Genomic DNA, 13424 nt, shown 5'->3' with positions numbered 1-13424 from the left:
ACCGATCCGGGCTTTTTCGTGACCTGCCGCCGGCTCAGCCTTCGGACAGGATCTCGCGCTTGGACAGGATGGCGTTGAAGCCCTGCACCCGTTCGTGGTCCTGCGGCAGCCACTTCATCAGCTGCAGCACCTTGTCCAGGCTCTCCGGCGCACTGTCCTGCAGCAGCAGCGAACAGGCGTTCATGCCGAGACGGTCGTTGCGGGTCTGCGTCGCCACGCCGTACAGCATCAGCGCCGCCTGCTGCTTCTGGCCGTTCTTCGCCATCGCCACCGCCTGATCGTTGGCCGCCTGCAGCGTGGTATGCGCCGCCTCGATCGCCGCGATCATCACCTGGTTGTCGCGCGACAGCGCGGTCATCAGCGTGACGTCCTGATGGTTCTTCACGAAGCGCAAGGCCAGCTGCTGCAGCCATTCGCCGGCACAGTAGCCGTCGATGTCCTGCGGCAGGCGGGCCACCGCCTCGATGAAGCGGGTGGCGTCGCGCCAGCCGGTTTGCGGCAGTAGCAGAAAGGCCGCCGCCTGCCGCAGCAGCGCCATGGCATCGGTATAGCGCTTGCGCCCCAGCGTCGACAGCGCGCGACAGACCAGCAGCAGGAACTGGTCGGCCTCGCCCTTGAGCAGGCCGCCCAGCTCCTGGGACAGGCGGTCCATCTTTTCCAGCTGCTCGCCCTCACTATAGGCCTGCAGCAGGTCGACCATCACCCCGGGGCCGAAGGCGCTGTTGTTGCGCCCGATCAGCACCGCCTTTTCCAGATAGGTGGCCGCCTTCAGCGGGTCACCGACGTTCAGCGCCGTCTCGCCACAGGCACACAGGCGCTGGAAGTTGCGCGGCGACAGTGCCACCGCCTTTTCCAGGATGGACAGCGCCTCCTGGAACTGGCCGCCGTGGGTCAGGTTCTGCGCCAGCGCGTCGTAGGCGTCGGTGTAGTTGGGGGCGTCGGCGATGATCTCGTTGAGGATGACCGTGCTCTGCTCGATGTCGTCCTGTTCCTTCAGGATGCGCACCATGCCCATCTTCGCCCACGGGATCGCCTTCATCGCCAGGATCTTCTCGTACACCTGCCGCGCCTCGCTGAACTGGTCGTTGAGCATGTAGGTCTCCGCCATCAACCGCAGCACGTCCATCACCTGCACATTGTTCTCGGCGATGCTCTCCAGCTGGCGCAGGATCAGCAGCGCCTGCGACACCTCGCCGGCCAGCAGCTTGAGGTGGGCCGGGCGCAGGAACAGCTTGCGCTGCAGCGCCAGGCGCAGGCGGTCGAACAGGGTCTGGCTGGAAAACGGCTTCAGGATGTAGTCGTCCGGCGCCACCTCGGCGGCGGCGACCACGCGCTCGTACTTGCGCTCGCCGGTGATCATGATCCACACCGAGGTCAGCGGGTAGGCATTGCTGCGGCGCAGCAGCTCAAGCAGTTCCTGCCCGCTCATCCCCTCGCCCAGGTTGTAGTCGCACAGCACGACGTCGAACTGCTTGCGCCGTATCCGCTGCAAACCGTCGGCAGCATTGACCGCCGCCTCGGAGCGGGCGATGCCGACCTGGGCCAGCATCGCGCGCAGCGACTGCCGCACGGTATGCGAATCCTCAATAATCAGCACCGTGGTGCTTTCATCGAACGTGTTCACACGCCCTCCTTTGTTTTTCTTATCGTTATCTGCCGCCGAAACGGCCTGCTCCAGTGCTACAACCACTCGCGGGGTGAGGCTAAAAATACAGCAAAGCCGGTGTTACTACCATAGTTGCGAACCCCGCTGCCGGCCAGCATTGCCGTGGATCAAGCCGCACGCGGCACGGCCGCCACGCCTGGGGCGGCCACGCGGCGCAGATCACTGCGCCCGACGGCGTTGCGGCGCCATTTTTCACCCGCATCCCGCGCTACGGCGCGATTGCGGCCAACGTTGGCAGCACATCCAGAAAGGCCGCCACCAGCGGCGACGACTCCTGCTCGCGGGTGGCCACCGCCATCGACAGGTAGGCGGCGGCATCGGTAAGCGGGATGTAGCAGACCCCGTCCAACTGCACGCAGGCCAGTGGCGACGGCAGGATGGCGATGCCCAGCCCGGCGGCGACCAGCGCGATCTGCGTCATCGCCTCGCCGGAGGTCTGCGCGATGCGTGGCTGGAAGCCGGCCGCCTGCGCCAGCTGCCGGATCAGCGCCGGCAGCCCGGTGGACACCCCCGGCGGATAGACGATGAAGCCCTCGTCGCGCAGCTCGGCAAACGCCAGCCGGGGGCGCGCCGCCAGCGGGTGGTCGCGGTGGATCACCACGCACAGCCGGTCGCGGCGCAGCTCGCGGCGGCGGATGCCGGGCACCACCTCGTCGCCGTTGTAGCGCACGAAGCCGACATCCAGCCGCTGCTGCTGCAACGCGAGGTACTGGTCGCCGCTGAACATTTCCTCCAGCTTGAGGCTGACCGCCGGATAGCGTTCGCGATAGTGGCGCAGGCTGTCCGGCAGCACGCCGGCCAGCGGCATCGACGAGGTGAACGCGATGCGCAGCTCACCGACCTCGCCGCGACCTGCCCGGCGCGCCTCCTCGGCGGCGGCCTCGGCATCGGCCAGCAGCCGCCGCGCCCGCACCAGCAGGCGTTCGCCGGCCGTGGTCAGCAGCACCCGCCGCTTGCTGCGCTGGAACAGCTGCACCCCCAGCTCGGCCTCCAGCGCCTGGATTTGCTGGCTGAGCGGCGGCTGGCCGATGTGCAGCCGTTCGGCAGCACGGGTGAAGTGCAGCTCTTCGGCCACGGTGACGAAATAACGCAGATGGCGCAGTTCCATTAATCGCTTTTAAATATGAATTATCACTGAAATATATATTGGACCATCTGAACAGCCAAGCCTAGCATCGGTCTGTCTTCTGCTCGGTACCTTGCCATGACCAGCTATTGCGCTCCCCTGCCGTCTACCTGCTCCATCACATCGGCCGCGCCCGCCGGCGGCAAGCTGGTCACCGGCACTGCCGCCTACCGACGCACCGGCTGGGCGCTGTTCTGCGCTGGCTTTGCCACCTTTGCCATGCTCTATGGCGTGCAGCCGCTGCTGCCGCTGTTCTCGGCCGAATTCGGCAGCAGCGCCGCCCACGCCAGTACCGTGCTCTCCGCCGGCACGCTGTCGATGGCGCTGATGCTGATTCCGGCCAGCCTGCTGGCCGACCGCCTCGGGCGCAAACCGCTGATGGTGGCCGCCCTACTGATCGGGGCGCTGCTGACGTTGGCCGCAACGCTGACACAGGGTTTTGGCGCGCTGGTTTGGTCGCGTGCGGCCTTCGGCATGGTGCTGGCCGGTTTACCGGCAGTGGCGATGGCGTACCTGAGCGAGGAAGTGGAAGCCAGCTCGCTGGGCAAGGCGCTGGGGCTGTATATCGCCGGCAATGCGCTGGGCGGCATGAGTGGCCGCTATCTGGCGGCGCTTCTGGCCGATGTCGCCGGCTGGCGGCTGGCACTGGCGGTGCTGGGCGGCCTCGGCCTGCTGGCGGCGGCGCTGGTATGGAAGCAGCTGCCGGCGTCGCGTCACTTCCAGCCGGCGCGCGGCAATCTGGCGCAGCTGTGGCACAACGGTCGCCGTCATTTTGCCGATGCCGGCCTGCCATGGCTGTTCCTGTCCGCTTTCCTGCTGATGGGCTGCTTCGTCAGCCTGTACAACTACCTCGGCTACCGCCTGCTGCAGGCGCCATTCGGTCTCAGCCAGAGCCAGATCGGCCTGGTATTCCTGCTGTACGTGGTGGGGATCTGGTCGTCGGCGTGGGCCGGCACCCTCGCCGACCGCCTCGGGCGACGCAATGTGCTGTGGCTGATGATCGTGGTGATGGCGGCCGGCTTGCTACTGACGCTGCCGCAGCAGCTGTGGCTGGTGGTCGGCGGCGTCGCGCTGTTCACCTTCGGCTTTTTCGGCGCGCACTCGGTGGCCAGCAGCTGGGTCGGGCGCCGCGCGCTGCAGGCACGGGCGCTGGCATCGGCGTGTTACCTGACCGCCTACTATGCCGGCTCCAGTGTGATGGGCACCCTGTCCGGCGTACTGTGGGAATCGCACCGCTGGCCTGGCGTGGCCGCCTGCCTCAGCCTGTTGCTGCTGGCGGCACTGGCCATCGCCCTGCGCCTGCGCCGACTGCCGCCGCTGCCCGGCGCCTGAGAAGCGGTTCACGATCTCGCGAGCCAAAGTCAGACAAGGCGGAATTGGTCAAAAAAGCGCAGTTGACGTGGCGTCAATGAGCATTTTTTGGCCAATTGCAACGCAGAATCACGCAGGCGCAGCAGATCGTGAACGGCTTCTGCGGTTTACATCGCGATATAGCGGTCGGGACGGTGATTGAATCCGATCACCATGTTCAGCGCCAGCGCGCCGAGGATGGAGCCGAGCAAGGCTGGCACGCTGACCATGAACAGCGACGCTAGCAGGATCAGCAGATCGACGCCCAGCTGCAGCTTGCCGGCACGGATGCCGTGGCGGTCCTGCAGATACAGCGCCAGGATGTTGATGCCGCCAAGACTGGCCTTGTGGCGAAACAGCGCGATAAAGCCCATGCCCATCATCAGGCCGCCGACCAAACCGCTGTAGAACGGATCCAGCGGCCCGAAGTGGGCAAACTGCGAGTGCAGCCCGGAAAACAGCGACAGCAGGCTGACCGCGACAAAGGTCTTGATGGTGAACGCCCAGCCCATGCGCTTCACCGCCAACCAGTAGAACGGCAGGTTGATCAGCGAAAACACCACCCCGAACGGGATGCCGCTCTGGTAGTGGATCAGGAAGGCGATGCCGGCGGTGCTGCCAGTGAGCAGGCCGGCCTGCTTGAACATCGCCACGCCGAAGGCCACCAGCAGGGTGCCAACCAGGATCGCCAGAATGTCTTCCAGCAGCGAGTGGGAAACGTCGTTGGTTTCGGGATCCAACAGGGTGTGACTGGCGCTCGTCATCTCAAATTATTCCGCAATGCAATATGTCAGCTGCGGATTGTAGCCAGCCATGCGCCAAAGGCAATGAATCCAGATCAAAAAACCCGCAAATGGCAAAATTTTGCACACATCACGTGAAATTCACAAGTTTCACGCAACATAATTTCTAAGTCACTACACTCGTATTATCCTGTTTGCATGCAATGCCAGCGTCTGCTGCATGCTGTCCGCCAGCCATGCGGCAAACGCCTGCTGCCGCGCATCCTGTGCCAGCGGCTGCAGCGACAGCAGCACGTAGTGGCTGCCGTCGGCGACAAAGCCGGCCGGCGCCTGCAGTGACTGCGCCGCCAGATCGTCGGCCACCATGAACAGCGACGCCATCGCCACCCCCAGCCCGGCCAGCGCCGCCTGCAGGCTGAGGTAGAAGTGCTCGAACTCGCGGCTGCCGGCCAGCGCCATCGCGGCCGCCGGCTGCAAGCGCTGCCACTCCGGCCACGCCTGCGGCCGCGAACGGGTGTGCAGCCGTACCGCGGCCGCCTGTTCGCGACAGACCGGCCCGACGTGCTCTGCGGCCAACCTTTGCACGCAATAGTGCGCCGGCAGCGCAAAGTCCTCGCGCCGGATCGCCAGATCGACATGGCCGCTTTCCAGCCGCACCGCGCCGCCGGCGGCGCTGAGGTGGACCTCGATACCCGGATGCAGCGCATGGAACTGCGGCAGGCACGGAATCAGCCAGCGCATCGCCAGCGTCGGCTCGCACGACACCGCCAGCGGCGGCGTGGCAGCCGGCTGCAGTTGCGTTACCGCCTGCTGCAGGGTGTGCAGCGCCTCGCCGCAGGCGGCAAACAGCCGGGTGCCAGCGGCGCTGAGGAAGACCGCGCGGTTACGACGCTCGAACAGCGCCACGCCCAGCTGCTCTTCCAGCAGGCGGATCTGGCGGCTGACCGCGCCGTGCGTCACGCACAGCTCGTCGGCTGCACGCACGAAGCTGCCGTGGCGGGCAGCGGCCTCGAACACGCGCAAGGCGTTCAGCGACGGCAGTGCGGCAAAGCTCATCGGTTAGTTTTTCTCACGTAAATCAGGCAGAAACCATCGTTATTCATTGTCAGGGCAAAGTGTGACAATGGCAGTCATCCGTTTACTCCGCACCAAACTCACCGAAAGTATACGCAATGACTGAACTGTTTGCCGTGATGACCATTACCCTGCTCGCCGTGATCAGCCCCGGCGCCGACTTCGCCATGATCAGCCGCAACAGCCTGCTGTACGGCAAACGCGCCGGCCTCGCCGCCGCGCTCGGTATCGGCCTTGGCGTGCAGGTGCACGTGATGTACACCCTGCTCGGCGCCAGCCTGCTGCAACAGACGCCGCTATTGTTGCAGCTGCTGCGCGTGCTGGGCGCCGGCTATCTGGTGTATGTCGGCTGGAGCACCTTCCGCAGCGGCGCCGTCAACGAGGCGGCGGCGCCGGACAGCCACGGCCGCGCGCTGCGCAACGGCTTTCTCACCAATGCGCTCAACCCCAAGACCATGCTGTTCGTGATCAGCACCTACACCCAGGTCGTCGCCGCCAGCACGCCGCTGCCGGTGCTGCTCGGTTACGGCCTGTTCATGTCGCTGGCGCACGTGCTGTGGTTTGCGCTGGTGGCGGTGCTGCTGGCCCAGGACGGCCTGCGCCAGCGCCTGCTCGGCGTGCAGTTGTGGCTCAACCGCGGCATCGGCCTGCTGCTGATGGCGCTGGGCAGCCTGCTCGCCGCCGGCCCGCTGCTACAGTAGCACCGGTACGACTTGCCGGCCACGATCCCGTCCATGAAAAACGGCAACCTGAAATAATATGGAGTAAAAGCTCACATATCTTCGTATGAGCTTTTACCTGTAAGTCTTCATGATTTGTTAACAGTAATATTTATGCCTCGGCTTCGGCTGGGGCATTTTTATGTGGGCTATCGCAGGGCACTTGCTCGGAATGTCCGGCAGCCCCATCTTCTGCTGGTTGATCAGCGCGACATAGCCCTGGATGTAGCCGTCGTTTTCCAGCTGCCGGGTGTGGTTCCAGCACGCCGACGGTGACATGCCGACGCGCTCGGCCAGCTCGGCATTGCTGAGGCGGGCATTCTGCTGCAGCTCGTGCAGAATCTTCCGGTCTTGTGCGCTGACAACACGATTGTTTTCCGACATTTTCATCCTTGAGAAATATTCTTCCGGAAAATGAAAATAGCAAAAATATCCTGCACAAGATAGCGCTTTATGATCGCGCATTCGAAAGCCTGTTCCGCGGTGCGCGGGTTACAGTTTGGCCATGGTTCACCCTAGTGCAGCCTGGCCGCCACCAGCCGCCAGCCACGCCGGCAACACCACCCTGCCGGCACTGCAGACAGGCCGCCTACCCGGCGGCAAGCGCCACAACACGGACACCATCCGTCACACGGCGAAAACTGGCGCCAGCGACCAAGGGCAATGCCCAGGGACAGTACACGCCGCCGGCGCGGAATCCGGCGGCAGGCTGCGGCCAACCTTTCATGCAAAAGGTTGGCCGCACGTCTTTTGGCGAGCGTTTCCGGTGCGTAGCGGCTGGACAAGGTGTGCCGGCTTGGTGACACTGGCGCCTCCTTGTCACCCGCACCAGCCCTCAGGAGCCGCCATGTCACACTACTGCTACGGCATCATCGAAACCCGTTTCGGCACGGTGGTAGCGTGGCGGGATGCGGCCGGCGCGCTGCAGCGGTTGGAATTCCACGTCGAGCGCGAGCTGGAACATGCCGCGACGCGGGGTATCAGGCGGGACGATGCTGCGCTGGCCGCGGTCGCCAGCCAGCTGCAGGAGTATGAAAATGGCCAGCGTCGCGACTTCAGCCTGCCGCTGGCAGCGGAGGGCACCCCGTTCCAGCAGCGGGTATGGGCGGAGCTGCAGCGCATCCCGTTCGGCACCACCATCAGCTATGGCGAGCTGGCGCAGCGCATCGGCGACCCCGGCGCGGCGCGGGCCGTCGGCCGCGCCAACGCCACCAACCCGATCGCGCTGATCGTGCCCTGCCACCGCGTGATCTGCGCCAACGGCAAGCTCACCAGTTACGCCGGCGGCCTGCCGCTGAAGGCGGCGCTGCTGCAATTCGAGCTCAGCCATACGCCGGCAGCGCTGTTTGTCGGCCTGGACGCCGGCGCTTAAGGCGCAAGCCCGCCCACCAGCATTCCCCGCGATGGCCGCCCTGTCACAAAGCGTCACATAGTCGATACAAAACCGCCGACCACGGTTTTCTGCCGCTGCTTACACTGCAATCACGTAATGCAACAGGAGAACCACCATGCGCAAATCACTCATCATGACCGGTCTGGCCTTCGTGCTGGCAACTGGTGCCGCCACCGCTCATGCCGGTGATCTTGACCATGTTATCGGTGGCGCCGTCGGTGGCGCAGCCGGTGCCGCCATCGGCCATTCGGTCGGCGGACGCGACGGGGCCGTAGTCGGTGGCGCCATCGGTGCCGCCACCGGCGTGATCCTGACCCGGCCGGAACGCGAACGCGTGGTCGTGCGCCCGGTCGCCCAGCCGGTCTACGTTTACGAGCGTGCCTACCGTCCGGCGCGCTATCACAAGTTCAAGCATCACCGTAAACACCACGGTCACCACTATGGTTATCACCGCGGCCACCACGACAGGGACGATTGATCGCCGCGACACGTCCGCGTGTCAGCGCACCCCTGCCCGGACGCCCCCATCGTCCCGGCAGGGTTTTTCTTGCCCTCCACGCCCGGAAGCGGGTCATGCATCCGGCTGCATTGGCCAAAGTAGCGCCGTTGACGTGGCATCACCGATGCCTGCTTTGGCCATTACACGCCTCTCAACCCAGCCCGTAATTGCGCACCAGCATGATGGCGGTCAGCAGCATGATGCAACCGATCGCCACGTCCAGCAGCCGCCAGCTGGCCGGCTTCTCGAACCACGGCGCCAGCTTGCCGGCGCCAAAGCCGACCAGCACGAACCACAGCACCGACGAGGTGATGCAGCCAAGCAGGAACACGCCGGCATTCTCGGCGCCGTATACCGACGACACGCTGCCGATCAGCACCACGGTATCGAGCCAGACATAGGGATTGAGCAGCGTCACCAGCAGGATGGTGCGGATCACCTGCCTGCGGTCGCGCTCAATGCTGCCGCTGGCATCAAGCCGCCCCGGTTGCCACGCGGCACGAAACGCCTTGAACGACAGCCACAGCAGGAACGCCGCGCCGGCCCAGGTCACCACCCCGACAAAGCCTGGCAACGCCGCCACCAGCCGCCCCATACCCAGCACCCCGGCGGCGATCAGCAGCACGTCGCACACGATGCAGATCAGCACGATCGGCAGCACATGCTGGCGGCCGATGCCCTGCCGGATCACGAACGCATTCTGCGGGCCGATACCGACAATCTGGCTGGCCGATAGCGCCAGCGCCGACAAATACACATTCAAGCTCATATTACAGTCTCCCGATTCAGTCACTATCAGCATACGCAGCCCACAAAAAGCAGTAAAACTAATGTTTTTATGGTTATATAAATAAAACTGATACAAAAAGGCGGGCATGATGCTGGACAGCAAACAACTGCACACCCTGGCCGTGGTGGTCGATTGCGGTGGTTTCGACAAGGCGGCGCAGCAGCTGTGCGTGACGCAATCGGCGGTGTCGCAGCGCATACACCAGCTGGAGGACAGCCTCGGCCAGCCGGTGCTGCTGCGGGTAACGCCACCGCAGCCGACCGCTGCCGGGCGACGGCTGTTGCAGCACTACCGCCAACTGGCGCTGATGGAAAGCGAGCTGCTGCAGACGCTGCGCCCGGACGACAACGTGCAGGCGTTCACCACGCTGGCGGTGGGCGTCAATGCCGACAGCCTCGCCACCTGGTTCCTGCCGGCCATCGACGCGGTGCTGCGCACGCAGCGGCTGCTGCTGGACGTGGTGGTCGACGATCAGGACCACACCCAGACGTTGATGCAGCAGGGCCATGTCATCGGCTGCGTCAGCACCCGCGCGCAGGCGTTCCAGGGCGGCGAATGCCGCTACCTCGGCACCATGCGCTACCGCTGCCTGGCCACGCCGCAGTATCGCGCTCGCTATTTCGGCGACGGCCTCAACGCCGCCACGCTGGCGCGGGCGCCGGCGGTGCTGTTCAGCGGCAAGGACAACCTGCACGGCGAGTATCTGGCGCAGCACTTCAGTTTCACGCAACCGTTCCCCAGCTTTACCCTGCCGGCGCCGCACGCCTTCGTCGACATCACCCTCGCCGGCCACGCCTACAGCCTGCTACCGGAAATGATGGTGGCCGAGGCGCTGGCCAGCGGCGCGCTGGTCGACCTGCTGCCGGCGCGGCCGGTCGATCTGGCCCTGTACTGGCATCACTGGCGGGTGGAATCAGTGCTGGTGCGGCAGCTGACGGACACGCTGGCGGCCTGCGGCCAACGTTGGCTGCGCCAGGATGCCGCCTGGCCGCGCATTGACAAGCGCTGGCGGCAAGAGGACGATCACCTCCCCCGCCAACAAAGGAACGCCCGATGACCGACTCCATCGACTGGGATACCCTGGCCCGCGAGGCCCGCGCCGCCGCGCGCCATGCCTATGTGCCGTACAGCCGCTTTGCCGTGGGCGCGGCGATCCTGACCGCCGACGGCAAGATCGTGCGCGGCTGCAATGTGGAGAATGCCTCCTTCGGCATGACCAACTGCGCCGAGCGCACCGCCATCTTCAGCGCCCGCGCCGATGGCATGGAAGAGGTGCTGGCGGTGTGCATCTACACCCCCACCAATGTGCCGACTCCGCCTTGCGGCGCCTGCCGCCAAGTGCTGAACGAGTTCGGCCCCGACATGGCGGTACGCGCCATCTGCAACGGCCCGGACATCATCGACACCACGCTGTCGCAGCTGCTGCCCGGCGCCTTCGGCCCGAAAAACCTGCGCGACGCCGGCTGACAAAACAACAGCGCCAGCATCGCTGCTGGCGCTGTGTCATGTAGCGGAGGGGCTCAGTCGCCCACCGGCCGGCTGACGATCGCCAGCGGCTGCCACTGCGGCCACCAGCCCTCCCCGGCCGCCGCGTGCAGCACCGACACCCCCAGTGACGGCACCGCCAGCAGTTCGCCGGCGTCGTCTTCCAGCAACGGCCAGTCCAGTCGCAGCTGCGGCGGCACGCCGGCCTCCTGGAACACCGTCTTCACCGGCTTGCGGCCAACCTTGAGCGGCAGCTTCTCGCCGCCACTGCGCGACAGCACATCCAGCAGCCGGCCGTGCCAGCTGTCGGGCAGGCCACCCGGCGCCCGCTGCCACTGCAATTCACCGTGCGGCAAGCGCAGGGTCTCGCCGACGACACAGCACAACGGCCACGGTTGCGGCGCCACCCGCGGCAGTGCCAGCAGCCGCTGCCGGTAGCGCAGCAGCACCAGCGACTGGTACTCCAGCAAGGGCTGCGTGGCGGCCGCGGCACTGCGCACCTGGGCCAGCCAGCTGTACAGCGACTCCGGACTCGGCAACGACAGGCCCAGTTGCGCCAGCCACGCCAGCACCACGTGGCGCTGACGCGCATCCGACAGCGCCAGCAGCGCCGGCAGGTCCAGCTCGCGGCCGCGCTGCACCTGCGCCAGATCCATCGCCGCCAGAGTATCGACCATCTCGGCGGCGTCGGCCATGCGCTGCGCCAGCCGCGCCAGCTGCTTGTCCAGCGCCGGTGCGCGCTGCCGCAGCCGGCCCATCACCTCGTGGCGCAGGAAATTGCGCAGGAAGTGGTCGGTATCGGCATTGCTGTCGTCCTCCACCCACTGCAGCTGGCGCGCCGCGGCATAGGCCGCCAGCGTGGTGCGGCCAACCTTGAGCAAGGGGCGCCACAATTGCTGGCCCTGGTGCTCGCGCAGCAGCGGCATCGCCGCCAGCGCCCGCGGGCCACCGCCGCGCAGCACCTGCAACAGCACCGTTTCGCTCTGGTCGTCGGCGTGATGCGCCAGCGCGACGACCTCGGCACCCCCTTCGGCAAAGGCCTGATAGCGCGCCTTGCGCGCCTCGGCCTCCAGGCTGTCGCCGCCACCGGCCTGCACCGCCACCCGCTCCACGCGCAGCGGCACCTGGCGCGCACGGCACCAGTCCTCGCACGCACGCACCCAGTCATCGGCCTGCGCACTGAGGCCGTGATGCACGTGCAGTGCCGAAAATGCCGGCCCGCCACGCTCGTCACGCCAGCGACACAGCAAATCCAGCAGTACCACCGAATCCATGCCGCCCGACAACGCCAGCTCCAAACGACACTGGCCGGACAAAGCGTCCGGCCAGTGTTGGATCAGCGTGTCGAGCAGGTCAGGCGGCGTCTTCCTTGAAGCGGCCATAGCTCATCAGTCTGTCAAAGCGGGTTTTCAGCAATTCGTCCAGGCCACGGGTGCCGGCTTCCTTCAGCTGCTCCTGCAGCACGCGCTTCAGTGCCGTCATCATCGCAGCGTGATCGCGGTGGGCGCCGCCCAGCGGCTCGTTCACCACGCGGTCGATCAGGCCCAGCGTCTTCAGGCGCGGCGCGGTAATGCCCAGCGCCTCGGCGGCATCGCCGGCGCGCTCCGCGGTCTTCCACAGGATGGAAGCGCAGCCTTCCGGCGAGATCACCGAATAGGTGGAGTACTGCAGCATGTTGACGTAGTCGCCAACCGCAATCGCCAGCGCACCGCCGGAACCGCCCTCACCGATCACGGTGACGATGACCGGCACCTTCAGGCGCGCCATCTCGTACAGGTTGCGGCCGATGGCCTCGGACTGGCCACGCTCTTCGGCACCGATGCCGGGATAGGCACCCGGGGTGTCGACAAAGGTCATCACCGGCAGGCCGAACTTCTCGGCGGTACGCATCAGGCGCAGCGCCTTGCGATAACCTTCCGGACGCGGCATGCCGAAGTTGCGGGCGATCTTTTCCTTGGTGTCGCGGCCCTTCTGGTGACCGATCACCATCACCGGCTGGCCGTTGAAACGGGCCAGACCGCCAACAATGGCCGGATCATCAGCAAACGAGCGGTCGCCGCGCATTTCCTGGAAATCGGTAAACAGACCGTCGACGTAATCCAGCGTGTAAGGGCGCTGCGGATGCCGCGCCACAATGGCGATCTGGGATGGCGTCAACTTGCTATAGAGCGTCTTGGTGAGCTCTTGGCTTTTCTTCTGCAGGCGAGAGATCTCTTCCGAGATATCCAGCACGGAGTCATCCTGAACAAAACGGAGTTCTTCTATCTTGTTCTCGAGCTCGGCAATCGGCTGCTCAAAATCGAGAAAGGTCGGCTTCATTGATACATTTCCGATTCGGGGTAATCCGGCAATGATAGCATGAGGCCGAAGCGATGAGCACCACCCTGCCCGACAAAATGCAGTTGTCCTTAGATATGTAAAAACGGCTATTCATTCAAATTTTGCAGACACCCTCTTGCAGCCCCGGCCAAGCTGTGTTTTAATTCGCCTCCTCGCTGAACGACGCAGCAAATACCGCGTCACAGCAGACAAGATTTCGGGCGTTTAGCTCAGTTGGTAGAGCGTCTGCCTTACAAGCA

14 protein-coding genes are annotated in these 13424 nt (G+C 65.4%); 6 read left to right on the top strand and 8 right to left on the bottom strand.

Annotation, left to right across the window (positions count from 1 at the left end; translation table 11 throughout):
* Positions 1-34: 34 nt before the first annotated feature.
* Positions 35-1624, bottom strand: a complete 1590-nt coding sequence (locus tag PQU89_RS12020; RefSeq protein WP_272766054.1) for a response regulator — start codon at positions 1622-1624, stop codon at positions 35-37.
* A gap of 250 nt (positions 1625-1874) precedes the next feature.
* A complete protein-coding gene (locus PQU89_RS12015; RefSeq protein ID WP_272766053.1) occupies positions 1875-2774 on the bottom strand; it encodes a LysR family transcriptional regulator in 900 nt (299 codons plus the stop codon).
* A gap of 96 nt (positions 2775-2870) precedes the next feature.
* On the opposite strand from PQU89_RS12015, the gene PQU89_RS12010 reads away from it, so the two are divergent.
* Positions 2871-4124 carry an MFS transporter gene (locus tag PQU89_RS12010; protein ID WP_272766052.1) on the top strand — a complete coding sequence of 418 codons (1254 nt, stop codon included), beginning with the start codon at positions 2871-2873 and terminating at the stop codon, positions 4122-4124.
* A 146-nt stretch (positions 4125-4270) separates the two neighbouring features.
* Here the strand turns inward: PQU89_RS12010 and PQU89_RS12005 are convergent, their stop codons facing one another.
* Both PQU89_RS12005 and PQU89_RS12000 read right to left on the bottom strand, forming a co-directional pair.
* Positions 4271-4906, bottom strand: coding sequence for a YitT family protein (locus tag PQU89_RS12005; protein ID WP_272766051.1), 636 nt, complete (start codon positions 4904-4906; stop codon positions 4271-4273).
* A 153-nt stretch (positions 4907-5059) separates the two neighbouring features.
* A complete protein-coding gene (locus tag PQU89_RS12000; protein ID WP_272766050.1) occupies positions 5060-5941 on the bottom strand; it encodes a LysR substrate-binding domain-containing protein in 882 nt (293 codons plus the stop codon).
* A 116-nt stretch (positions 5942-6057) separates the two neighbouring features.
* On the opposite strand from PQU89_RS12000, the gene PQU89_RS11995 reads away from it, so the two are divergent.
* Entirely contained in the window at positions 6058-6660 is a 603-nt protein-coding gene (locus PQU89_RS11995) for a LysE family translocator (protein ID WP_272766049.1), read from the top strand.
* Positions 6661-6777: 117 nt separating this feature from the next.
* Here PQU89_RS11995 and PQU89_RS11990 read toward each other — a convergent pair whose 3' ends face one another.
* On the bottom strand, positions 6778-7143 hold the full coding sequence (locus tag PQU89_RS11990) for an Lrp/AsnC family transcriptional regulator (RefSeq protein ID WP_272766048.1): 366 nt from the start codon (positions 7141-7143) through the stop codon (positions 6778-6780).
* Positions 7144-7525: 382 nt separating this feature from the next.
* On the opposite strand from PQU89_RS11990, the gene PQU89_RS11985 reads away from it, so the two are divergent.
* Both PQU89_RS11985 and PQU89_RS11980 read left to right on the top strand, forming a co-directional pair.
* Complete coding sequence (locus tag PQU89_RS11985) at positions 7526-8050, top strand: methylated-DNA--[protein]-cysteine S-methyltransferase (RefSeq protein WP_272766047.1); 525 nt, start codon at positions 7526-7528, stop codon at positions 8048-8050.
* Positions 8051-8186: 136 nt separating this feature from the next.
* Complete coding sequence (locus PQU89_RS11980) at positions 8187-8549, top strand: YMGG-like glycine zipper-containing protein (RefSeq protein ID WP_272766045.1); 363 nt, start codon at positions 8187-8189, stop codon at positions 8547-8549.
* Between the two features lie 172 nt (positions 8550-8721).
* Here PQU89_RS11980 and PQU89_RS11975 read toward each other — a convergent pair whose 3' ends face one another.
* Positions 8722-9339 carry a LysE/ArgO family amino acid transporter gene (locus PQU89_RS11975; protein WP_272766044.1) on the bottom strand — a complete coding sequence of 206 codons (618 nt, stop codon included), beginning with the start codon at positions 9337-9339 and terminating at the stop codon, positions 8722-8724.
* A gap of 106 nt (positions 9340-9445) precedes the next feature.
* Here PQU89_RS11975 and PQU89_RS11970 point away from each other — a divergent pair, with 106 nt between their 5' ends.
* Together PQU89_RS11970 and PQU89_RS11965 are read left to right on the top strand one after the other, a co-directional pair.
* Entirely contained in the window at positions 9446-10417 is a 972-nt protein-coding gene (locus PQU89_RS11970; protein WP_272766043.1) for a LysR family transcriptional regulator ArgP, read from the top strand.
* On the top strand, positions 10414-10827 hold the full coding sequence (locus tag PQU89_RS11965; RefSeq protein ID WP_272766042.1) for a cytidine deaminase: 414 nt from the start codon (positions 10414-10416) through the stop codon (positions 10825-10827). The genes PQU89_RS11970 and PQU89_RS11965 overlap by 4 nt, the downstream gene beginning before the upstream one ends.
* A gap of 53 nt (positions 10828-10880) precedes the next feature.
* Here PQU89_RS11965 and tilS read toward each other — a convergent pair whose 3' ends face one another.
* Entirely contained in the window at positions 10881-12227 is a 1347-nt protein-coding gene (gene tilS / locus PQU89_RS11960) for a tRNA lysidine(34) synthetase TilS (protein ID WP_272766041.1), read from the bottom strand.
* Complete coding sequence (locus PQU89_RS11955; RefSeq protein ID WP_272766040.1) at positions 12199-13164, bottom strand: acetyl-CoA carboxylase carboxyltransferase subunit alpha; 966 nt, start codon at positions 13162-13164, stop codon at positions 12199-12201. Before PQU89_RS11955 ends, tilS begins: the two co-directional genes overlap by 29 nt.
* Positions 13165-13424 lie beyond the last annotated feature (260 nt).

The organism is Vogesella indigofera (genome assembly GCF_028548395.1).
In the GTDB taxonomy this organism is placed as follows: domain Bacteria; phylum Pseudomonadota; class Gammaproteobacteria; order Burkholderiales; family Chromobacteriaceae; genus Vogesella; species Vogesella indigofera_A.
The sequence above is the reverse complement of the archived record's forward strand: the minus strand, read 5'-3'. Positions and strand labels throughout refer to the sequence as shown.

What these genes read in the sequence shown, in the direction of transcription:
- PQU89_RS11980 (WP_272766045.1), top strand. Translation starts at nt 8,187, where the DNA reads ATGCGCAAATCACTCATCATGACCGGTCTGGCCTTCGTGCTGGCAACT.
- PQU89_RS11990 (WP_272766048.1), bottom strand. Translation starts at nt 7,143, where the DNA reads ATGCGCGATCATAAAGCGCTATCTTGTGCAGGATATTTTTGCTATTTT.
- PQU89_RS11955 (WP_272766040.1), bottom strand. Translation starts at nt 13,164, where the DNA reads ATGAAGCCGACCTTTCTCGATTTTGAGCAGCCGATTGCCGAGCTCGAG.
- PQU89_RS12010 (WP_272766052.1), top strand. Translation starts at nt 2,871, where the DNA reads ATGACCAGCTATTGCGCTCCCCTGCCGTCTACCTGCTCCATCACATCG.
- PQU89_RS12005 (WP_272766051.1), bottom strand. Translation starts at nt 4,906, where the DNA reads ATGACGAGCGCCAGTCACACCCTGTTGGATCCCGAAACCAACGACGTT.
- PQU89_RS11965 (WP_272766042.1), top strand. Translation starts at nt 10,414, where the DNA reads ATGACCGACTCCATCGACTGGGATACCCTGGCCCGCGAGGCCCGCGCC.
- tilS (WP_272766041.1), bottom strand. Translation starts at nt 12,227, where the DNA reads ATGGCCGCTTCAAGGAAGACGCCGCCTGACCTGCTCGACACGCTGATC.
- PQU89_RS11995 (WP_272766049.1), top strand. Translation starts at nt 6,058, where the DNA reads ATGACTGAACTGTTTGCCGTGATGACCATTACCCTGCTCGCCGTGATC.
- PQU89_RS11985 (WP_272766047.1), top strand. Translation starts at nt 7,526, where the DNA reads ATGTCACACTACTGCTACGGCATCATCGAAACCCGTTTCGGCACGGTG.
- PQU89_RS11975 (WP_272766044.1), bottom strand. Translation starts at nt 9,339, where the DNA reads ATGAGCTTGAATGTGTATTTGTCGGCGCTGGCGCTATCGGCCAGCCAG.
- PQU89_RS12000 (WP_272766050.1), bottom strand. Translation starts at nt 5,941, where the DNA reads ATGAGCTTTGCCGCACTGCCGTCGCTGAACGCCTTGCGCGTGTTCGAG.
- PQU89_RS12015 (WP_272766053.1), bottom strand. Translation starts at nt 2,774, where the DNA reads ATGGAACTGCGCCATCTGCGTTATTTCGTCACCGTGGCCGAAGAGCTG.
- PQU89_RS11970 (WP_272766043.1), top strand. Translation starts at nt 9,446, where the DNA reads ATGATGCTGGACAGCAAACAACTGCACACCCTGGCCGTGGTGGTCGAT.